Genomic DNA, 20,891 nt, shown 5'->3' with positions numbered 1-20,891 from the left:
ATGCTTAACCCTTTATGATTCACCCCGAAATAGAAAAACGAAAAACATTCGCCATTATCAGTCACCCGGATGCCGGAAAAACAACATTAACTGAAAAGTTTCTGCTGTTTGGAGGAGCAATTAATACCGCTGGTGCCGTAAAGCGTAACAAAGCCAATCAAAGCAGTACTTCAGATTTTATGGAGATTGAGAAACAACGTGGAATATCCGTTGCGACCTCAGTAATGGGTTTTGAATACAAAGATAAACGCATCAATATTCTGGATACACCAGGTCACAAAGATTTCGCGGAAGATACCTACAGAACTTTATCTGCAGTAGATAGCGTAATCCTTGTTGTAGACTGTGTAAAAGGTGTTGAGGAACAAACAGAAAAGCTGATGGCCGTATGCCGGATGCGGAACACTCCCGTAATTATCTTTATCAATAAGATGGACCGCGAGGGTAAAGATGCCTTTGATCTGCTGGATGAAATCGAGAACAAACTGAATATCAGTTTATGCCCGTTATCATGGCCAATCGGACAAGGACATACGTTTAAAGGTGTATACAGTATTTACAATAAACACCTGAACCTGTTTGAACCTGATAAAACAAAAATTGCTGATCCGGTTATAGAGGTCAGCGATCTGAATGATCCGAACCTGAATAATTTCCTTAAACCAAAGGAACTTGGAGAATTAAAAAACGATCTTGAACTTGTAGAAGGCGTTTACGGTACCTTAGACCAAAGTATGTATACAGAAGGCCTGCTTGCCCCTGTGTTTTTTGGAAGTGCTATCAATAACTTCGGTATTAAAGAATTGTTAGACACCTTCATTAATATCGCACCAAGCCCGAGAAGCAGAGAAGCCGAACAAAGAGAAGTGCTGGTAGAAGAGAAAAACTTCTCCGGTTTCGTATTTAAAATACATGCCAATCTTGACCCTAAACACCGTGACCGTATTGCTTTCTTAAGGATATGTTCCGGTAAGTTTGAACGGAACAAATTCTATTTCCATACCCGTCAGGGGAAAAAACTTAAGTTTTCCAACCCAATGGACTTTATGGCCAATGAGAAAAGTATTGTAGAAGAAGCATGGCCAGGTGATGTTGTCGGATTATATGACAGCGGAAACTTTAAAATCGGAGATACATTGACTGAAGGAGAGCAATTGCAATTTAAAGGCATTCCTAGCTTCTCTCCTGAAATATTTAAGGAAGTAGAAAACAAAGACCCGCTTCGCACCAAACAGCTTGAAAAAGGCATACAACAGCTCACTGAAGAAGGTGTTGCCCAGCTATTCACGCAACAACCAGGAAACAGGAAAATTATTGGTGCTGTTGGGGAATTACAATTTGAAGTAATTGCATTCAGACTGGAACATGAATATGGCGCGAAAGCACACTTCCGTATGTTGAGCTACAGCAGGTCAAACTGGGTAACTTCTACAGATAAGAAGAAACTGGAAGAATTTGTAAAGCGTAAAGGTCAGCACATCGGACAAGATAAAGACGGAAACCCTGTTTTTCTTGCAGACAATGACTTTATGATCAATATGACTAAAAGAGATTATCCGGATATTGAATTCCATAAGACTTCTGAATTCAAATAAACAAAAATAAACCAGAAAGGGCTGTAGCGGAAAAACCGTTACAGCCCTTTTTTATATCCTGGCTTCGACGAACTGGCATTTTTATCCTACCAATGCCAAAAAAAGCGAAAAACGGCCTCTATTCCATAATTAAACCGTTCGTCTACGATAATATACACTTGGTATAAAACATTTTAGCAGGTTTTTTTAATTCATTCTATTTGTTTCAACAAAACGAAATATTATGAAATCTCTATTCAACATATCACCATTTATCCTTTTATTAGCTCCTGTATTTGTGATGATGATACTCACTTTCACCATCAGTGCTGATCAGACTTCAGAAGTTGTTGTAAAAAATACAGTCGCAACCAGCCCGTTAGCTAAAGCCAGCGTGCCCATTGCCAAATAAAAAAGGGTATCCTGAATCCGCAAAACATTGCAAACCAGAATACCCCTTGTAAATAAGTATAGAATACTATTTCAACTTGCTTAACGCAGCTTTAACACGTGGGATCATTTCCTGAATATCAGTCAGTGAACAAGCACCAACCGAAGCACGGAACCATGATTTAGTTTCGTCTGTACCAAAACAAGAGAATGGCACCAACGCAACCTGAGCTTCTTTAATCAGGTAAGAATTCACATCAGTACTATCTTTTAGTAAATCGCCATCTGCAGTAGTTTTACCAATATAGTCGATTTTCAATGTCAGATAAATTGCTCCCATAGGTGCAATCGCGTCTACTGCAAAACCTTCTTCTTTTAAGCTGGTAAAACCTTCATACAAAGCATTAAGACTATCCTGAATCTGAGTTTTAAATTCACCTAAAAACTGATCAACCTGTCCTTTATCAGCAAAATATTTACCAACCGCTACCTGTTCAGCTTTAGGTGCCCAGGCACCGATATGCGTCAATAAAGCTTTCATTTTACCGATCACTTTATCCGGCCCGAAAGCCCAGCCTACGCGTACACCAGTACTTGCAAGACATTTAGAGATCCCATCAATATAAATTGTGTAATCTTTTAACTCGGGACGCAAACTAACCGGGTTGATATGCTCTTTACCAAAAGTCAATAAAGAGTAGATCTGATCGTACATGATATACAATGGTTTTTCTCCCTCTGCTCTTGATTTATTTTCTGCAATTACAAGATCACAGATTTCTTCCAGCTGCTCTTTCGTAAACATTGTACCCGTTGGGTTCAATGGAGAACATAAAGCCAATAAGGTAGCGCCTTTAAGGTATGGTTTTAACAGTTCAGCAGTAGGCATAAAATTGCTTTCCGCAGTGGTTTCCACAGCAATTCCTTCCGCAGAAGAAAGGTGACAGTAATGGTTGTTATTCCATGATGGAGCAGGATAAATAACTTTATCCCCCGGATCAATCAAGGCAAGATAAGTTGCATAAATCAAAGGGCGGGAACCGCCAGAAACCAATATTTCATTTGTTTTAAAGTCAAGATCATACCTGTCCTTTAATACGTCTACAATCGTTTCGCGTAAAGCTAAAATACCATCAGCAGGTGGATAGTTGGTTTGATTATGATTATAAGCATCAACAATTTCAGCCTTAAGCCCTGCAGGTATAGGAAAAATTGAAGGATCAAAATCACCGATAGTTAAATTTGCAATTTTAGCACCTTTGCTCTTCAGTTCATTGACCTCATTACCAATTTTAATGATTTCTGATCCAATAAGTGAGTTTGCTAATACCGATACATTCATGTTTTATAATTTATTAATGGTTAGAATTAAGCTAGCAAACTTTGAATAGCTAACTTGGTTTTTTCAAAATTAAACTGGTCGAGAATAGTTTCCATCATCGTTTCAATTTCCGGATTACACAGATTTCCTATGCTCCCTTCATGCGTATGATTTACCTGAACTCCTGGCACAAAGGTACCATTTTCAATCGTCTCTCCCACTATCTGATAAGCTTCTCTAAAAGGAACACCCTTTAAAGCCAAATCATTAACCACCTCTACACTAAACAAATAAGCGTATTTCTTATCTGCCAATATATCATCCTTCAGCGTGATATGCTGTAACATATATGTTGTCATTTCCAGACATTCGTTTAAAGAAACGATCGAAGGAAAAAGGTTCTCTTTCAATAATTGCAAGTCCCGATGATAGCCTGAAGGCAAATTAGTTGTCATCATAGCAATCTCATTCGGTAAGGCCTGAATCTTATTGCATCTGGAACGGATCAGCTCAAATACATCCGGATTCTTTTTATGCGGCATAATGCTTGAACCGGTAGTCAGTTCATCAGGAAACTTGATAAAACCAAAGTTCTGGTTGATAAACAAACATACATCCATTGCCATTTTGGCCAGCGTAGCTGCTACAGAAGACATCGCCTGGGCCAGTATCCTTTCCGTTTTCCCTCTGCCCATCTGCGCATAAACCACGTTATAATTGAGGTTCTCAAAACCTAAAAGATTGGTGGTCATTGTTCTGTTCAACGGAAAAGAAGAGCCATAACCCGCAGCAGAACCTAAAGGATTCTTATTACAGATCTTCCAGGCTGCCAGCATCATTTCCATATCATCCACCAAGCTTTCTGCATAAGCGCCAAACCAAAGTCCAAAAGAAGAAGGCATTGCAATCTGCAAATGTGTATAACCGGGCAGTAGCTTATCTTTATGTATATTGCTTAAGGTAATTAACTGCTGAAACAAGACTGCAGAATTACTCACCATTTCTTCAATTCTATCTCTGAAAAACAATTTCAGATCTACTAAAACCTGGTCATTACGTGATCTTCCGCTATGAATCTTTTTACCCGCTTCACCGATACGCTGCGTCAGTAACCATTCAACTTGTGAATGTACATCCTCTACTGTATCTTCAATTTTAAACTCTCCAGCTTCAATTTCAGCGTAAATATTCTTCAGCTCCTTTTGTATTTCAGCAAGCTCAGCAGCAGTCAGTAAACCGATACTTTCCAGCATTTCTACATGCGCCAGAGAACCCAGTACGTCAAAAGCCGCCATTTGTAAATCCAGCTCCCTGTCCTGTCCTACAGTAAAACTCTCAATACTTTTATTTACTTCTATATTTTTTTGCCAGATCTTCATTGTCTATTATAAATTATAAAACGCTCTCTAAAGAGCAAATGTTATTTCCCGTTGATAACCGGTTTAAGCATATCAATGTATAATTGTATTCCCTCAGCAATCTCCCTAACGAATACATATTCATCCGCCATATGGGAACGTGCTGAATCACCAGGCCCTACCTTTACAGAAGGAATACTTAATAAAGCCTGATCTGATGTTGTTGGCGAACCATAAGTCGTTCTGCCCAATGCAATACCAGACTGCACAAGCGGATGCCCTTTATCAATTGAGGAAGGTTTTAACCGGACAGAACGTGCCTTGACATCGCAATCCACATTGGTACGGATAATTCTCAATACTTCTTCATTGCTGTAAGCATCAGTAACCCGCACATCCACAGTGAACGTACAAGTTGCAGGCACTACATTGTGCTGAGAACCCGCATTGATGATCGTTACCGACATTTTCAAAGGCCCGAATACTTCAGATACTTTTGCAAAACGGTAGTTTCTGAACCATTCAATATCTTTCAATGCTTTATAAATTGCATTGTCACCTTCTTCTCTCGCCGCATGACCAGCTTTTCCGGTCACCGTACAATCCAGGACTAATAATCCTCTTTCAGCGATAGCAAGCTGCATTTCTGTAGGCTCACCAACAATAGCAAATTCCAGTTCCCCAAGCTCAGGAATGATACATTCCAGTCCGTCATTTCCTGATATTTCTTCTTCGGCAGTTGTCGCTAAACAGATATTATAAGCCAGATCTTCCTGCGCATAGAAATACAGAAAAGTAGCAATCAGGGAAACCAGGCAGCCGCCTGCATCATTACTTCCCAGTCCATACAACTTTCCATCTTCTATTTTCGGCGCATAAGGATCTCTCGTATAACCTGAGTTTGGCTTTACCGTATCATGGTGCGAATTTAAAAGTACAGTAGGCTTACCCGCATCGAAATGCTGATTGTAAGCCCAGATATTATTCAGCTTACGGTGTATTTTAACTCCTCGTTCCTGCAAAAATTGCCCGATCAGATCAGCAGTTTTATCCTCTTCCTTACTGAAAGATTGAATACTGATCAGATTCTTCAACAATTCCAAACTATCTTTTTGCAGCGTCTCTATCATAATTTATTCTTTTGTATATAATGCCCCGGCTTTTATAGCCGAAAGCTTAATGCCTTTAATCAGGGATGAACTGAACCCATTGTGCTCCATTTCATTCAAGCCAGCAATAGTACATCCCTTTGGCGAAGTTACTTTATCAATTTCCTGCTCTGGATGCGATTGCATCTGCAAAAGTAAATCCGCGGCTCCCTTTGCAGTCTGGACAGCCATTTTCAGCGCCTCATCTGCATGGAAACCAATTTCCACACCACCTTGCGAAGCGGCACGGATACCTCTTAAAAAGAAAGCGATACCACAAGCGCACAAAGCAGTTGCAGCAGTCATCAGGTCTTCATTAATTTTAACTACAGCACCAACCGTTTCAAACATTTTGGTTACTTCGGTAATATTTTCTGCCGAAGCACGGTCTGCAGCTACACAGGTCATAGACTGCCCAATAGCGATAGCTGTATTGGGCATGGCACGAATAACTTCTAATTGCTCTCCCAGTTTCTCACGGATTGCCGCACAGCTTACTCCTGAAGCCACAGAAATCACCAGATGACGCTTAATATCAATCGTACCAGAAATCTCTTCCATCAGCTGATTCAGTTGCTGTGGTAAAACAGCCAGAACAATCACATCCGAAGCTGCTACAGCCGCAGCATTGTCAGCACTGATCTGATAACCAAGGTTCGCAAACCCTGTTAAATGACTTAAAGTCCTCCTGGTTAAAGTGATTGCACCAGCCGGCACATAATTCGCTTTAACTAATCCTTTAGCCAGTGAAATTCCAATATTACCACTGCCCAGTATCGCTATCTTGCCTTTAAACTGTCCCATATTAATCTATTAATCGGGTTCCAAAACCCTGTGTATCAATCTGCGGTAACTCATCTGCTTTGCCAATATAGACTGCCTTAACCCCTTGTCTGATGGCTTCAAATGCGTTATGTAATTTAGGGATCATCCCTCCTGAAACTACCCCTTCGGTCTGCAAACGTTCAAAATCTTCTCTTTTGATCTCTGTTACCAGCGAAGTTTCATCCTCTACATCACGTAAAACACCCTTTTTCTCAAAACAGTAAACCAGGCGTGTTTCATAAACCGAAGACATTGCAACAGCAACCGCCGAAGCGATAGTATCTGCATTGGTATTCAGTAACTGGCTATCTCCATCATGCGTAATCGCACATAAAACAGGGATCAGTTTACTTTTGAGCAAACTATCCAATGTCGTTACAGAGACAGAATTTTCATCCAGATCACCTACAAAACCAAAGTCTATCTCTTTAACCGGGCGCTTTACCGCCTTAATCACATTGCCATCTGCCCCGCTTAATCCAATCGCATTACATCCTCTGGCCTGTAACTGCGCAACCATATTTTTATTAATCAGCCCTGCGTAAACCATAGTGACTACGCGCAGGGTTTCAATATCTGTAATTCTTCTGCCATCAACCAGTTTAGGCTCAATTCCCAGGGAGGTCCCTAATTCTGTGGCAATCTTACCGCCTCCATGGATCAGGATTTTATCTCCTGGCAAAGCTGTAAAATCAACAAGAAACTGGTGCAGCTTCTCCGAGTTATCAATTACATTTCCACCTATTTTTATAACCGTTAACTGCTTCATACTTTATTTCTTAAGGAACTCATTGATGATAGGAAATTCTTTTTCTGGTTCTTCTACCTGTGGATTATGACCAGATTTTTCAAACATTACAAACTGCGCCTGCGGACAGTATTCTTTATACTTTACCATCATCCACGGTGTAGCTACTCTGTCGAACCGGCCGCCAATCACTAATATCGGCATCTTTAAATCCTTCAACTGTTTTCTGAAGTCAAAAGTTCCTATATCACTTCCCACATAAAAATCACCGTCCCTGCCTACCATTTGATAGTATAGTTTGGTATTCATGCTATTTGGATAAGGTTTTCTGCCCCTGGCAACGAACTGACCAGGATTATAAGCATATAAAAATCCATAAGGAACTTTCCCGTAAATCTCCTGATGCGCAGCATCACTTGAAACAGCCCCCTGCTCTCTGATTTTCATCAGATCAGCCCATACTTCCGGATAATTTGTTTTGATCTCGTGGTTAGAATTGTCATCATTTTCCTGCCACATCACATAACTGTGAAAAGTATTGGCCAGGATCAGGTGACTTACATTATCTGGATACTTAATGGCGTACCCCTGGGCAACTAATCCTCCGTAAGAATGCCCTAAAAGGGATACCTTTTTAAGTTTTAATGCCTTTCTTAAACCTTCTATATCTTCAATATCTCTTTGCAGGCTATAGTCTGAAACCACTTTTGCAGTGTCTGATTTTCCTCTCCCAAACCCGTCAAAATAAATCAGCTGATGATTTGCATCCGCTAAAGGATCAAAACTTCTTAAGCCAGGATGTGCACCACCAGGGCCCCCAGCAATAAAAATGACCGGATCACCCTGCCCAACCGTAACTACCCATAATTTAGCTCCATTGACAGTAACAAATTTACCATCAGTCCAGCTATCTACAGTTTTTTGCTGCGCAAAAGAGAGTGCGGAAAAGCAAAGTGCACATAATAAAAGATTGAGCCTTTTCATAAGATTTCTTAGGTTTTTAACGGTTATTAAGCCAATAGAGGCCTGATTTTATGAATTAAATCAGGCTCCCTAAGATAGCTTTTGTAACAGACCTTTCAAAACTGCCTGTGCTGCCCATAAGCGATTTCCCGCCTCATGGACAACTAATGAATTTGGCCCGTCCAATACCTCAGATGAAAGTTCCAGATCCCTTCTAACAGGTAAACAGTGCATTACCTTCGCATCATTTGTACCTTTTAGAAGTTCATTGTTCAGCATCCACCCTTCCGGATAAGGAAGTATTTTACCGTATTCTTTGTAACTAGACCAGTTTTTTACATAAATATAATCTGCATCCGCTAATGCTTCCTGCAAATTATGCGTAATGTGAGCACCAGGTGTGAAATCTTCAGAAAGTTCATATCCTTCAGGCTGAACAATTGTAAAATCAAGCATATCTTCCTGCTGCGCTTTACACATCCATTCTGCGAAAGAGTTAGGAACCGCTTGTGGCAAAGCCTTGATATGCGGTGCCCAGGCCAAAACTACTTTAGGTTTAGCCGCGCCTTTCCAGGTTTCTTTAATAGTTACCAGATCCGCCAGACTTTGTAAAGGATGACGGGTAGCGCTTTCTAAACTCACTACAGGAACACTGCAATATTTGATAAACTTGTTAAAGAAATCTTCGTTGTAATCTTCTTCCCTGTTTACCAGTTTTGGAAAAGAACGTAAGCCCAGAATATCGCAATACTGTCCCATTACCGCAGCTGCTTCGCGAATATGCTCTACAGTAGTTCCGTTCATGACCACTCCGTCTTCAGTTTCCAGTGCCCACCCTTCTTTATCCATATTCATCACCATTACACTCATTCCTAAGTTAATGGCGGCTTTCTGGGTACTTAAGCGGGTACGCAAACTTGGATTCAGAAAAACAAGTCCAAGCGTCTTGTTTTTCCCCAACTGCTGGTCTGCATAAGGATTGCTCTTTAAAGCAAGTGCATCCTTTACTAATTGGCCGATGTCTTCAACATCGTTGACTGAAGTGAACTGGTTCATCCTTTTATAGCAATTTTAAAGTTTTCTAAAAATTGATCTGCTTGTGCCCTGGTCAAATTCAATGCAGGCAATAACCTGATTACATTTGGCTTAGCCTCCCCCGTGAAGATAAACTGCTTGAACAGCAAGTTCTTTTTAACTTGTGAAAGTTCTTCAGGCAGCTCAATACCGATCATTAAACCGCGTCCTCTTACTTCACGGATTTCTTCGATCTTTTGAAGTTCAGTAATTAAATAATCCCCAATTTTTGCTGCATTTTCCATCAGCTGGTCTTCTTCCATGACTTCCAAAACTGCTAATGCAGCTGCACAAGCCAAATGGTTCCCGCCAAAAGTAGTGCCCAGCATGGAATGCCATGCTGTAAACTTAGGCGCAATAGAAATTCCTGCTACAGGAAATCCATTTCCCATTCCTTTTGCCATGGTATATACATCGGCATTTACACCAGCATAATCATGAGAATAAAATAAACCTGTTCTGCCATAACCACATTGAACACTGTCAGCGATATAAACGGCATTGTATTGGTCACATAATGTGCGGATCAATTGCAGGAAGCTTACAGAAGCTTCTTTAATTCCGCCAACACCTTGTATACCTTCAATAATCACCGAGCTGATTTCTTCTCCATAAGCTGCAAAAGCCTGTTTCAAAGCTTCTTCATCATTGAAAGGAAGAAAAACGATATTGTCCGTACTGTTTACTGGTGCAATAATTTTAGGATTGTCTGTTGCTGAAACAGCTAAGGAAGTACGGCCGTGAAAAGCTCCTTTAAAAGCGATCACTTTTTTTCTTCCATTATAGAAAGAAGCCAGTTTCAAAGCATTTTCATTTGCTTCAGCACCAGAATTACAAAGAAATAACTGATAATCAGTCTTTCCTGAAACTTTACCCAGTTTCTCCGCAAGTTCCACCTGCAAAGGTATTTTCACTGAATTAGAGTAAAATCCCACTTTGTTCAACTGGTCTGTTAAACGTTTTACATAGTGAGGGTGCGTATGACCGATAGAAATTACGGCATGTCCGCCGTAAAGATCAAGGTATTCCTGCCCATTGGCATCCCATACGGCAAGCCCAGAGGCTTTAACAATTTCTATATCATTTAAAGGGTATACATCGAATAAGTTCATCTTTTTTAAAGCTTTTTATCCCAGGCTTTCACCTCAGGAGATTCATAAAATAATTTGATTGCAATGCCTGTTTAAACAGGCGGGTTTGTTGATTTAAAAAGCAGCTGCCTTAAGTTTCAGCCCTTGCCGTTCGTCTAATCCAAACATCAAATTCATATTCTGTACCGCCTGTCCGCTCGCTCCTTTTAACAGATTATCGATCATACTGATTATTAATAATTTATTGCCATGTTTTTCTACATGTACCAATCCCTTATTCGTATTCACGACCTGTTTAAGATCAATATTCTTTGGACTGACATGTGTAAAAGGATGTCCGCTATAATAGTCTTCATAAAGCTTTTGTGCCTGTTCAGCCGTTAAATCGCTTTCCAAATACACCGCAGCAAGAATACCTCTGGTAAAATCTCCGCGTTGCGGGATAAAGTTCAGCTCCTGGTTAAAATCACCATCCAGCTGTAAAAGGCTTTCTCCGATTTCATTCAGATGCTGATGTTCAAAAGCCTTATAAACAGACAGATTATTGTTACGCCAGCTAAAATGAGAAGTTGCCGCAAGGCTTTGTCCTGCACCTGTTGACCCCGTTGTTGCATTGATATGAACTTCACTTTTCAATAATCCTTTTGCTGCCAGTGGCAATAGGGCCAGCTGAATACAAGTTGCAAAACAACCCGGATTTGCAATAAAGTTCGCGGTTTTGATACGATCTCTGTTTAATTCAGGTAAACCGTAAACCCAGTCCTGCCCCGCAGCTTCAGCTAATCTGAAATCCTGGCTCAGATCTATTATTTTAATACCGGCTGCAATAGGGTTTGCAGCCAGGAATTTCTTTGCATCGCCATGGCCCACGCATAAAAAAAGCACGTCTATGGCAGAAGAAAGTTCATCCGTAAAACGCAGGTCAGTATCTCCTAAAAGATCAGTATGAACGTCTGAGATCAGATTTCCACCATTACTGTTGCTGTGTACAAATACGATTTCTACGCCATCATGATTAATCAGCAGGCGCAGCATTTCACCACCGGTATACCCGGCACCGCCAACTATACCTGCTTTAATCTTCATTTCCGTTCACTTTATGCCAGATCATTACCTGGTTGCCAAATATTTTAGAGAACCCTTTAACATCTTCACCACTCCACGCATTGTTCATTTCTCCGTAGCTGCCGAATTTATTGCTCATCAGGTCATGCGCAGACTCGATACCGATAATCTGGAATCTGTAAGGCAATAGCTCTACAAATACTTTTCCGCTCACTGTATGTTGTGTATCCGCAAGAAAAGCTTCGATATTACGCATAATCGGATCGTGGAACTGACCTTCATGCAGCCAGTTTCCATAAAAAGAAGCTAATTGCTCTTTCCATGACAACTGCCACTTCGTTAAAGTATGTTTTTCTAAAGTATGGTGTGCTTTAATAATAACCATCGGGGCAGCTGCTTCAAAACCTACACGGCCTTTAATTCCAATGATTGTATCTCCCACATGAATATCACGACCAATACCATATGGTTGTGCAATTGCCTGTAATTTCTGGATTGCTTTTACTGGTTCTAATTGCTCACCGTCTAAGGCAACCAATTCCCCTTTTTCAAAAGTAAGTTCGATTTTACGGCTTTTCGTTTCAGAAACCTGTGTTGGCCATGCTTCTTCTGGTAAAGTCTCGTTAGAAGTTAAAGTTTCTTTTCCTCCTACCGATGTACCCCATAAACCTTTGTTGATAGAATATCTTGCTTTTTCAGCACTATACTCCACTCCATGTTTACTTAAATATTCTATTTCCGCTTCGCGGGATAATTTCAAATCTCTGATCGGTGTGATGATCTCTACGTTAGGAATGATAATATTAAAAATCATATCAAAACGTACCTGATCGTTACCAGCACCGGTACTTCCGTGTGCTACATAATCAGCACCTATTTTTTTAACATAATTTGCTATTGCAGTAGCCTGGCTTACGCGCTCAGCACTTACAGAAAGCGGATAGGTTGCATTTTTCAATACATTACCAAATACCAGGTACTTAATACAGCCATCGTAATAATTTGCAGTCTCGTCAACTACAGCATGAGAGGCCACCCCTAAAGCGTAAGCTCTTTTTTCGATTTCCTGTAATTCTTCATCAGAAAAACCACCTGTATTAACAATAACCGAATGAACTTCCAGTCCACGGTCCTGTGCCAGGTGAATACAGCAAAATGAAGTATCTAAACCTCCGCTAAAAGCTAAAACTACTTTCTTTTTCATGAGCAATGTGTGTTTTTGTGGTTGGGAGACTTTCCTGCGTTTCTTTTTAGCCTGTTAGCTTCCATAACCGTTTTAGTTGTTATTATTTAAAAAATAGGACTGATTGGTATAAGAATGATTTTAAGCTCCCTTTGTCATCCGAAGATTTTGGCTTAAGCACTAATCTTTGTTTAATGCGCATAAAACGCTCGTATAATTTAGGTTTACGCTCCAGCTCTTCGGCAAATTTCTTTGCTACATCATGTTTCTGCGTCGCAGGATCATAAAGCATTGCTGTACACATACAGTTTTTACGGTCTTTGCTTTTCAGAATCTCAAAGTTCACGCAGCTCTGGCATCCTTTCCAGAATTCTTCATCTTGTGAAAGCTCTGAATAGGTGACAGGTTCATAACCCAGGTCAGAGTTAATTTTCATCACAGCAAGACCAGTTGTTAAACCGAAGATCTTGGCTTTAGGATATTTCTGACGGGATAATTCGAAGATTTTGTATTTAATGGTATGCGCAAGTCCCATTTTTCTATACTTAGGACTGACTACTAAACCCGAATTGGCCACAAATTGCCCATGGCTCCATGTTTCAATATAACAGAACCCAGCCCAGGAGCCGTCTTTATGGAAAGCAATAACTGACTTACCTTCAGTCATCTTTCCTGCAACATATTCAGGCGAGCGTTTAGCGATACCTGTACCTCGTGCCTTAGCAGATTCAGCCATTTCTTCACAGATTTCTTCTGCAAAAACACGATGTTCAGGAAGTGCAACCTGCACTATAAAATCGTTTATATTCATTAATAGTTAACGAAAAAAAGATAAAATATTCTTATTAATTGGTTCTGAGGAGCTATAAAATTCTCAGGATTGAGTTAGAATTAACTCAAATACGGGGTGTATAATTTTGCCGGCTGGTTGTTACATAAATGACAGGCTCCAGACGTTCAATATATAAACTTCTCGCAGCAATGTTCTTTGCTGTTACGATTGAAAGTTTATGTATTATCTGTTTGATCATTTTCTGTATAATTCCCGCTTTAAAATATTAATAGTGTAAAGGTTTAAATAAATTTCGAGTTGTGCAACAGGTTTTTTATTTTTTTACATTTAATCAACTCCTTGGACCTCATGAGGTCACCGCTCAAAAATACGGGACTAATATGTTTTTTGGAATATGAATTTCGGTGCGCTATAATCAATCGGCTCACCCCTTTTGAAATAACTTATTCCCAGGTAGCTTTCCAATGTACCTGTACCCAAAATCAGCCTTCCGTCTTTCTTTAATAAAGCTATCGGTCCTCTCAGCCATTTTTCAAGACCGTAATGCTGAAAATGATAATCTCCGATTAAAGTATCGCCTTTGATAGCTCCCTTTACGTCTCCGGAATCTTTAAAACTGCCATGATAGTTTATTTCATACTGCCCTATGAATTGCGTTCCTGTAACCGTCAGTTTCAGAATAGCCGTATCGGCTCCCTTAATCGCCAGATAAGAGGTACGGACTACCTTTTTCTCTCTGCTGTCGCAGCCCTGTATCACGAACAGGATTACAAACATTGCAAATACAAACAGCGATTTGGTAACTTTCATTATTCCGGTCTTGAACAACATTTACAAATTTATCCCCTAAGTTAATCAACAAAATCACAACCACAATCCCGTAAATCTATTTTAAAATCAGATTGTACCTCTAAAATGCAAGATATTTATTTATTTGTACGTTTATCCTGATAAGCTAATATCCCTTTTTTATGAAAAGACTCCTTTTCTTTCTCTTGTTACCTCTTGTATTTACCTCCATAACCTCTGCACAGGATTTACGCGCAGCCAGAAAAACAATTAATAAAATGGCCGCTCCCGATTTCTGGGGAAGAGGTTATACCAAAGAGGGAATGGCAAAGGCGGCGGTTTACCTTTGTGATGAATTTAAAAAGGCAGGCCTGAAACCTATGGAAGGAAATGACTACAGACAGAATTTTTCTTACCCCGTGAATACTTTTCCCGGAAAAATGGAAGTTGCAGTAAATGGGAAAAAGCTGGTCCCGGGCAAAGACTTCATTATTGAACCTGCAAGCCAGGGTCTGCATGGCAACATGAAACTTGAACAAAAGGACAGCATTTTTATGAACCGCGCACAGCGGATGTTTGTCATTCTCAAAGATAAGCTGACCTGGAGTGTTGCACAAAAGGCGAATGACTATACCGTTCTTGAAATCAACAAAAAAGCACTCACGAGCAAACCAGACTCTATTGACGTAGACATCGACAACGAAGTTATTCCTGAATTTATAACCAGCAATATCTGTGGCGTGGTCAAAGGGACCAAACACCCGGATTCTGTGCTCATGCTGACAGCTCATTATGATCATTTAGGCGGTATGGGAGCACATACTTTTTTTCCGGGAGCCAATGACAATGCGAGCGGAATAGCACTATTATTGAATTTAGCGAAGTATTATGCTAAAAACCCCGCCCCCTATACCATTGCTTTCGTTTGTTTTGCTGGCGAAGAACCCGGACTTAAAGGTTCTTCTTATTTTACTACCTTCCCTCCCCTTCCACTAACCAGTATCAGGTTCCTGATCAATGTAGATATGGTTGGAACCGGAGAAAAGGGAATTACTGTAGTCAATGCAACTATTCTTCCAAAAGAATTCGCCTTGCTGAATAAAATTAACGATCAGCATCAGTATCTCAGCAAAATTACCCCCCGGAATAAAGCCGCTAACAGCGATCATTATTTCTTTACCGAAAAAGGTGTTCCAGCCTTTTTTATTTACACCCAGGGTGGAGTAAGTGCCTACCACGATGTGGATGATATACCTGAGACATTACCCCTAACCGAATTTGCTGACTTATTTAAGCTATTTGTAAAATTTAATGCTGCATTGATGAAATCCTCCTAGCGATATACCGCTAACGCTATGTTCATTATCGATTTTCTGTCATATCTTTAATTGTGTCAATTTCCAAACTAACAAATTGACATTGTGATCGTTTATTTGCTAATAAATACATACATCGATGTCAATTTTACTATCTCCATTAACTATTAAAAACATCACCCTTAAAAACAGGATTGTTGTTTCACCAATGTGCCAGTATTCCGCAGAAGATGGTTACGCTAACGATTGGCATTTAGTTCACTTAGGCAGTCGTGCAGTTGGCGGAGCCGCTTTGATTATTCAGGAAGCTACAGCAGTTTCTCCTATCGGAAGAATTTCACCAGGAGATTTAGGCATCTGGTCTGACGGACATGTCCCTGTGCTGAAACGCATTACGTCTTTTATTCATCAACAAGGTTCTATAGCAGGTATTCAGCTGGCTCATGCTGGCAGAAAGGCAAGTTTTGATGTCCCATGGAATGGTGGCAAACAAATCCTGGAGAAAGCCGGAGGCTGGAAGACTGTTGCTCCAAGTGCCATCCCTTTTAATGAAAATGATGTACCTCCGGCAGCTTTAACTATCGATGATATTGAAAAGATAAAAGCTGATTTTAAGTCGGCCACCTTAAGAAGTATAGAGGCTGGTTATCAAGTGATAGAAATTCATGCAGCCCATGGCTATCTTTTTCATCAGTTTTTCTCTCCTTTGAGCAATACACGTACCGATGAATATGGCGGAAGCTTTGAAAACAGAATACGTCTTTTAATAGAAGTGGTAGCTATAGTACGTGAAGTATGGACTACCGAAAAACCTTTATTTGTACGTATTTCTGCTACTGACTGGGCGGAGAAAGGCTGGTCACCAGAAGATTCAATTCAATTGTCTGCGCTGCTTAAAACAAAGGACGTGGACCTGATTGACTGCTCATCTGGCGGAAATATTCACTACCAGGAAATTCCTCTTTTTCCAGGATACCAAGTACAGTTCTCTGATGCTATCCGAAAAGAAACAGGCATTTTAACTGGTGCAGTTGGTCTGATTACGGGAGCAAAACAAGCAGAAGAGATTCTTCAGGAAGGGAAAGCTGACCTGATTCTGTTAGCCAGAGAACTTTTAAGAGATCCTTATTTCCCGTTGCATGCCGCTTTTGAATTGGATGATGAAATCAAATGGGTGGATCAGTATGTGCGCGCTAAACCAAGAAAAAAGAGCTAAATAGGTACTTGCACCCCTGTTTCAAAAAACAGATGCTTCCATTTTTAAGCTGTTTCTAAACCAATTTGTTTTAATTTTGTTCTTTCATAAAACAAGATAATTATGTTCGATAAATTAATGGCTGCTCAGCAAAAGGCTGAAGAAATAAAAAAACGTTTAGATACTGTTTACGTTCAGGCGGAAGTTGAAAGTGGTGCGATCAAAGTAACTTCAACAGCAAATAAAACAATTACAGCGATAGAAATCGATGAAGAATTCTTTAAACAAGCTGATAAAGAAGAAGTAGAGGAGCTACTTTTAACTGCAATTAATAAAGTGCTGCAACAGGCAGAAACTGTTAATGCAACCGAAATGCAAGCTGCTACCCAGGATATGCTTGGAGGCTTAGGCGGCATGTTCGGCCAATAATATTAAACATACATAAAGATGAAATACACCTATTACGGACAATCTTGCTTCCTTTTAGAAGCTGATGGAAAGAAATTTCTATTTGATCCATTTATTACGCACAATGCACTTGCTTCAGCTGTTGATATTTCAAAAATTGAGGCAGATTATATTTTGGTAAGTCATGGACATGGTGACCATGTAGCCGATCTTGTTCTTTTAGGGAAACAAACAGGTGCGGTAATCATTGCGATGCCTGAAGTTGCTGCATGGGCAGAAAAACAAGGCCTGACTAATATTCACCAGATGAATTATGGTCCTGCTAAATTTGATTTCGGAAAATTACGTATGGTCTGGGCTACACATTCAAGTTCAATGCCTGATGGAAGTTATGGCGGGAACCCTGCTGGCTTCGTATTGGAAACCGGGGGAAAAACGATCTATTATGCAGGTGATACTTCATTGAATTATGACATGAAGATTCTTGCTGAGTTGTATAGTTTAGATTATGCAATTCTGCCAATTGGAGGTAACTACACTATGGATGCGGATGACGCTATAGTTGCCACCAAATATATTAATTGCAGCAAGGTGATTGGTGTTCATTATAACACATTCCCTGCAATTGAGATTGATTCGAAGGATGCAGTTGCAAAATTTGAAAGAGAAGGCAAAGTATTATTGTTACCGGAAATAGGGGAAACAATTCAACTTTAAGACAAGTTATTGAAAGAAACCTCAGTAGCTATTCATAAAAAAACCGGTATCCTGTTTTACAAGATGCCGGTTTTTTTATGGCTATAAAATCAGCTTTTTAATGCGCTTCTAACCAGGTATTCCCTTCGCCGATTTCAATCTCAATAGGCACGGTTGTTTTGATGGCAGTCTTCATCCGGTGGCTGATAATCTTTTTCATCGCATCAACCTCCGACTTCAGCACATCAAATACAAGCTCATCATGTACCTGCATGGTCATTTTTGACTGTAACTTCTGATCCTTAATATCCTGATGAATATGAATCATAGCAATCTTGATCATATCTGCAGCAGACCCTTGTATCGGTGCGTTAATCGCATTTCGTTCTGCAAAACCACGCACCGTCTGATTAGCCGAATTAATATCTCTTAAATACCTTCTTCTGCCCATCATCGTTTCTACAAAGCCATTTTCACGGGCAAAGTTCATTGTATCGGTCATGTATCTTTTGATACCCGGGTACTGCGCAAAATACTGCTCGATCATTTCTGCAGCCTCTTTTCTCGGTATACCAAGATTTTGAGATAAACCAAAAGCAGACTGGCCGTAAATAATACCAAAGTTAACAGCCTTCGCATTACGGCGCTGCGTAGAATCTACTTCCTCAATCGTAATTCCGTAAACCTTAGCCGCAGTTGCCGTGTGAATATCAATTCCCTTATTAAAAGCATCCAGCATATTTTCTTCTTTACTGATGTCTGCAATGATACGGAGCTCTATCTGCGAATAATCTGCAGAAAGCAACACATGATCCGCGTCTCTTGGAATAAATGCCTTACGTACCTCCCTGCCGCGTTCTGTGCGGATAGGAATATTCTGAAGATTCGGATTATTTGAACTTAATCTTCCTGTAGCTGCCACTGCCTGGTTGTAACTTGTATGGACACGGCCCGTTTTTGGATTAACCAGCAAAGGAAGCGCGTCTACATAAGTTGATTTTAACTTTTGCAGCTGACGGAAATCGAGAATATCTTTTACAATATCACTTTTATGTGCCAGGCCTGATAAAACATCTTCCCCGGTTTGATACTGACCTGTTTTTGTCTTTTTTGCCTTAGGATCAAGCTTCAGTTTATCAAAAAGAACTTCCCCTAATTGTTTTGGGGAAGCCAGGTTGAATACTACCCCTGCTTTATCATAAACGTTCTGCTCAAACCTGCGAATATCAACTTCCAGGTCTTTAGAATAGCTGATCAAAGTATCCATATCAATTCTAACCCCTTCTTTTTCCATATCCGCAAGGACATAAACCAGTGGATTTTCGATATTGGTGATCAGCTCTTCTGCATTCAGGTCTTTCAATATGGGCCTGAACACATTGGCAAGCTGTAAAGTAACATCAGCATCTTCTGCCGCGTAATCTACCACACTTTCTACCGCGACATCCCGCATCGTCCCCTGGTTCTTTCCTTTGGGGCCAATCAATGTCGTAATGGAAATTGGCGTGTACCCTAAATAGTTTTCTGAAAGCACGTCCATGTTGTGACGCGTATCAGGATCTATCAGGTAATGTGCCAGCATAGTATCAAATAATTTCCCTTTAATGTCTACACCATACCATTTAAGCACTAAAATATCATATTTAATGTTTTGGCCGATCTTGCCTATTTTCTCATTTTCCAGTACAACTCTGAATTCATCAACCACCGCTTGCGCTGATGCCTGATCTTCCGAAACAGGAATATACCATGCTTTTCCTACCTCAATACAGAAAGAAAGACCAACCAGTTCTGCTCTGTTCGCATCTATTCCGGTTGTTTCCGTATCAAATGAGATACTTTCCTGCTGAAGCAGTAAATCAATTAACACTTTTCTTTTCTCTGCGGTATCTACCAGCTGATAATCAGGTTTAGTATCGGCAATTGTTTTTCCAACTGGTGGCTGCTCGAATAAATTAGGCAATTGTTCAAATGGTTTGGGTTTGCTGACCGGCTGATCTACAGCGTTGCCGAATAAATCCGTTTGCTGTGACCCGCTTGCCTTTGCATCACCTATACTGAAGCCATCCCCAAATACTCTTTTGCCCAGCGTACGAAACTCTAATTCTGCAAAAAGGGGCTCTAATAATTCTCTGCTTGGCTCTTCCAATAGTAAAGATTGCTCATCAAATTCAACAGGAACATTCAGGATGATTGTCGCTAATTTTTTAGAGATCATACCCTGATCAGCAAATGCAATCACGTTTTCGCGCTGCTTACCTTTCAGCTGTTCTGCATTGGCAATAATGTTCTCCATAGAGCCATATTGTTTGATCAGCAGCTTCGCAGTTTTCTCCCCTATTCCAGGAATCCCAGGAATGTTATCAACTGCATCCCCCCATAAACCAAGAATATCAATAACCTGTAATACGTTTTCTATTTCCCACTTCGCAAGTACTTCAGGAACACCGATAATTTCCATATCATTGCCCATTCTTGCGGGTTTGTAGATAAAGATATTATCAGAAACCAATTGTGCGAAATCTTTATCAGGAGTCATACAAAAAACGGTAAATCCTGCCTTTTCGGCTTCTTTAGCCAGTGTCCCTATAATATCATCTGCTTCAAAACCATCCTTGGTAATTACCGGGATGTTAAAGCCTTCAATCAATTTAAAGATATAAGGTAAAGCAGCCGATAAATCTTCTGGCATACTTTCCCGGTGCGCCTTATAGGCTACAAAATCAGTGTGTCTTTCGGTAGGTGCTTCTGTATCAAAAACTACCGCGATGTGACTTGGTTTTTCCTTTTTCAGGACTTCCATTAAAGTATTGGCAAAGCCCATTACTGCGGAGGTGTTGATACCGGTAGAAGTAAATCTAGGGCTTTTACTTAAAGCAAAATGCGCTCTGTAGATCAACGCCATACCGTCAAGCAGGAAAAGTTTTTTCATTATATAAGTGTTTATTTTTTAT

The 20,891-nt window shown here is 40.2% G+C and carries 19 protein-coding genes; 6 read left to right on the top strand and 13 right to left on the bottom strand.

All coding sequences use genetic code 11. The features are described 5' to 3' along the window. The first annotated feature begins 14 nt into the window (after positions 1-14). Together LY11_RS06310 and LY11_RS26670 are read left to right on the top strand one after the other, a co-directional pair. Complete coding sequence (locus LY11_RS06310; protein ID WP_111632875.1) at positions 15-1,595, top strand: peptide chain release factor 3; 1,581 nt, start codon at positions 15-17, stop codon at positions 1,593-1,595. Positions 1,596-1,818: 223 nt separating this feature from the next. After that, the gene (locus LY11_RS26670) at positions 1,819-1,986 is read left to right on the top strand and encodes a hypothetical protein (protein WP_170132640.1); all 168 of its coding nucleotides are present in this window, start codon (positions 1,819-1,821) and stop codon (positions 1,984-1,986) included. Positions 1,987-2,052: 66 nt separating this feature from the next. On the opposite strand, the gene LY11_RS06305 is transcribed toward LY11_RS26670, so the two are convergent. The 12 genes from LY11_RS06305 to LY11_RS06250 all read right to left on the bottom strand — a co-directional run bounded on the left by LY11_RS06305 (position 2,053) and on the right by LY11_RS06250 (position 14,343). Beyond that, entirely contained in the window at positions 2,053-3,306 is a 1,254-nt protein-coding gene (locus LY11_RS06305) for a pyridoxal phosphate-dependent aminotransferase (protein WP_111632874.1), read from the bottom strand. Positions 3,307-3,332: 26 nt separating this feature from the next. After that, entirely contained in the window at positions 3,333-4,664 is a 1,332-nt protein-coding gene (gene argH, locus LY11_RS06300) for an argininosuccinate lyase (RefSeq protein ID WP_111632873.1), read from the bottom strand. Positions 4,665-4,705: 41 nt separating this feature from the next. Then, positions 4,706-5,773 (bottom strand): M20 family metallo-hydrolase, encoded by a 1,068-nt coding sequence (locus LY11_RS06295; protein WP_111632872.1) that lies wholly within the window; start codon positions 5,771-5,773, stop codon positions 4,706-4,708. Positions 5,774-5,776: 3 nt separating this feature from the next. Further along, positions 5,777-6,595 (bottom strand): pyrroline-5-carboxylate reductase, encoded by an 819-nt coding sequence (gene proC, locus LY11_RS06290; protein WP_111632871.1) that lies wholly within the window; start codon positions 6,593-6,595, stop codon positions 5,777-5,779. A gap of 1 nt (position 6,596) precedes the next feature. Then, the gene (gene argB, locus LY11_RS06285) at positions 6,597-7,385 is read right to left on the bottom strand and encodes an acetylglutamate kinase (RefSeq protein ID WP_111632870.1); all 789 of its coding nucleotides are present in this window, start codon (positions 7,383-7,385) and stop codon (positions 6,597-6,599) included. A gap of 3 nt (positions 7,386-7,388) precedes the next feature. Next, positions 7,389-8,348 carry an alpha/beta fold hydrolase gene (locus tag LY11_RS06280; protein WP_111632869.1) on the bottom strand — a complete coding sequence of 320 codons (960 nt, stop codon included), beginning with the start codon at positions 8,346-8,348 and terminating at the stop codon, positions 7,389-7,391. Between the two features lie 69 nt (positions 8,349-8,417). Then, complete coding sequence (locus LY11_RS06275) at positions 8,418-9,383, bottom strand: Rossmann-fold NAD(P)-binding domain-containing protein (protein ID WP_111632868.1); 966 nt, start codon at positions 9,381-9,383, stop codon at positions 8,418-8,420. After that, the gene (locus LY11_RS06270; protein ID WP_111632867.1) at positions 9,380-10,513 is read right to left on the bottom strand and encodes an aspartate aminotransferase family protein; all 1,134 of its coding nucleotides are present in this window, start codon (positions 10,511-10,513) and stop codon (positions 9,380-9,382) included. The genes LY11_RS06275 and LY11_RS06270 overlap by 4 nt, the downstream gene beginning before the upstream one ends. 93 nt (positions 10,514-10,606) lie before the next feature. Then, positions 10,607-11,578, bottom strand: a complete 972-nt coding sequence (gene argC, locus LY11_RS06265) for an N-acetyl-gamma-glutamyl-phosphate reductase (protein WP_111632866.1) — start codon at positions 11,576-11,578, stop codon at positions 10,607-10,609. After that, positions 11,568-12,761 carry an argininosuccinate synthase gene (gene argG, locus LY11_RS06260; protein WP_111632865.1) on the bottom strand — a complete coding sequence of 398 codons (1,194 nt, stop codon included), beginning with the start codon at positions 12,759-12,761 and terminating at the stop codon, positions 11,568-11,570. The genes argC and argG overlap by 11 nt, the downstream gene beginning before the upstream one ends. Before the next feature lie 82 nt (positions 12,762-12,843). Then, the gene (locus LY11_RS06255) at positions 12,844-13,551 is read right to left on the bottom strand and encodes a GNAT family N-acetyltransferase (RefSeq protein ID WP_111632864.1); all 708 of its coding nucleotides are present in this window, start codon (positions 13,549-13,551) and stop codon (positions 12,844-12,846) included. 357 nt (positions 13,552-13,908) lie between these two features. Beyond that, complete coding sequence (locus LY11_RS06250; protein ID WP_111632863.1) at positions 13,909-14,343, bottom strand: hypothetical protein; 435 nt, start codon at positions 14,341-14,343, stop codon at positions 13,909-13,911. A 161-nt stretch (positions 14,344-14,504) separates the two neighbouring features. Here LY11_RS06250 and LY11_RS06245 point away from each other — a divergent pair, with 161 nt between their 5' ends. The 4 genes from LY11_RS06245 to LY11_RS06230 all read left to right on the top strand — a co-directional run bounded on the left by LY11_RS06245 (position 14,505) and on the right by LY11_RS06230 (position 17,958). Further along, entirely contained in the window at positions 14,505-15,659 is a 1,155-nt protein-coding gene (locus LY11_RS06245) for a M28 family metallopeptidase (protein ID WP_111632862.1), read from the top strand. A gap of 118 nt (positions 15,660-15,777) precedes the next feature. Next, positions 15,778-16,854, top strand: a complete 1,077-nt coding sequence (namA, locus tag LY11_RS06240; RefSeq protein WP_111632861.1) for an NADPH dehydrogenase NamA — start codon at positions 15,778-15,780, stop codon at positions 16,852-16,854. Between the two features lie 102 nt (positions 16,855-16,956). Next, on the top strand, positions 16,957-17,262 hold the full coding sequence (locus LY11_RS06235) for a YbaB/EbfC family nucleoid-associated protein (protein ID WP_111632860.1): 306 nt from the start codon (positions 16,957-16,959) through the stop codon (positions 17,260-17,262). A gap of 18 nt (positions 17,263-17,280) precedes the next feature. Then, positions 17,281-17,958 (top strand): metal-dependent hydrolase, encoded by a 678-nt coding sequence (locus LY11_RS06230; RefSeq protein ID WP_111632859.1) that lies wholly within the window; start codon positions 17,281-17,283, stop codon positions 17,956-17,958. 97 nt (positions 17,959-18,055) lie between these two features. Here LY11_RS06230 and polA read toward each other — a convergent pair whose 3' ends face one another. After that, positions 18,056-20,869 carry a DNA polymerase I gene (gene polA / locus LY11_RS06225; RefSeq protein WP_111632858.1) on the bottom strand — a complete coding sequence of 938 codons (2,814 nt, stop codon included), beginning with the start codon at positions 20,867-20,869 and terminating at the stop codon, positions 18,056-18,058. Positions 20,870-20,891: the final 22 nt, after the last annotated feature.

It is taken from the genome of Pedobacter cryoconitis (assembly GCF_003259615.1).
Taxonomy (GTDB): domain Bacteria; phylum Bacteroidota; class Bacteroidia; order Sphingobacteriales; family Sphingobacteriaceae; genus Pedobacter; species Pedobacter cryoconitis.
This window is presented reverse-complemented; position numbering and strand designations above follow the sequence as displayed.

Bases quoted from the DNA above. Each gene is read 5' to 3' on its own strand.
- argG (WP_111632865.1), bottom strand. From the start codon at position 12,761: ATGAAAAAGAAAGTAGTTTTAGCTTTTAGCGGAGGTTTAGATACTTCA.
- proC (WP_111632871.1), bottom strand. From the start codon at position 6,595: ATGGGACAGTTTAAAGGCAAGATAGCGATACTGGGCAGTGGTAATATT.
- argB (WP_111632870.1), bottom strand. From the start codon at position 7,385: ATGAAGCAGTTAACGGTTATAAAAATAGGTGGAAATGTAATTGATAAC.
- LY11_RS06305 (WP_111632874.1), bottom strand. From the start codon at position 3,306: ATGAATGTATCGGTATTAGCAAACTCACTTATTGGATCAGAAATCATT.
- LY11_RS06275 (WP_111632868.1), bottom strand. From the start codon at position 9,383: ATGAACCAGTTCACTTCAGTCAACGATGTTGAAGACATCGGCCAATTA.
- polA (WP_111632858.1), bottom strand. From the start codon at position 20,869: ATGAAAAAACTTTTCCTGCTTGACGGTATGGCGTTGATCTACAGAGCG.
- argH (WP_111632873.1), bottom strand. From the start codon at position 4,664: ATGAAGATCTGGCAAAAAAATATAGAAGTAAATAAAAGTATTGAGAGT.
- namA (WP_111632861.1), top strand. From the start codon at position 15,778: ATGTCAATTTTACTATCTCCATTAACTATTAAAAACATCACCCTTAAA.
- LY11_RS06310 (WP_111632875.1), top strand. From the start codon at position 15: ATGATTCACCCCGAAATAGAAAAACGAAAAACATTCGCCATTATCAGT.
- LY11_RS06295 (WP_111632872.1), bottom strand. From the start codon at position 5,773: ATGATAGAGACGCTGCAAAAAGATAGTTTGGAATTGTTGAAGAATCTG.
- LY11_RS26670 (WP_170132640.1), top strand. From the start codon at position 1,819: ATGAAATCTCTATTCAACATATCACCATTTATCCTTTTATTAGCTCCT.
- LY11_RS06230 (WP_111632859.1), top strand. From the start codon at position 17,281: ATGAAATACACCTATTACGGACAATCTTGCTTCCTTTTAGAAGCTGAT.
- LY11_RS06280 (WP_111632869.1), bottom strand. From the start codon at position 8,348: ATGAAAAGGCTCAATCTTTTATTATGTGCACTTTGCTTTTCCGCACTC.
- LY11_RS06255 (WP_111632864.1), bottom strand. From the start codon at position 13,551: ATGAATATAAACGATTTTATAGTGCAGGTTGCACTTCCTGAACATCGT.
- argC (WP_111632866.1), bottom strand. From the start codon at position 11,578: ATGAAGATTAAAGCAGGTATAGTTGGCGGTGCCGGGTATACCGGTGGT.
- LY11_RS06250 (WP_111632863.1), bottom strand. From the start codon at position 14,343: ATGAAAGTTACCAAATCGCTGTTTGTATTTGCAATGTTTGTAATCCTG.
- LY11_RS06245 (WP_111632862.1), top strand. From the start codon at position 14,505: ATGAAAAGACTCCTTTTCTTTCTCTTGTTACCTCTTGTATTTACCTCC.
- LY11_RS06235 (WP_111632860.1), top strand. From the start codon at position 16,957: ATGTTCGATAAATTAATGGCTGCTCAGCAAAAGGCTGAAGAAATAAAA.
- LY11_RS06270 (WP_111632867.1), bottom strand. From the start codon at position 10,513: ATGAACTTATTCGATGTATACCCTTTAAATGATATAGAAATTGTTAAA.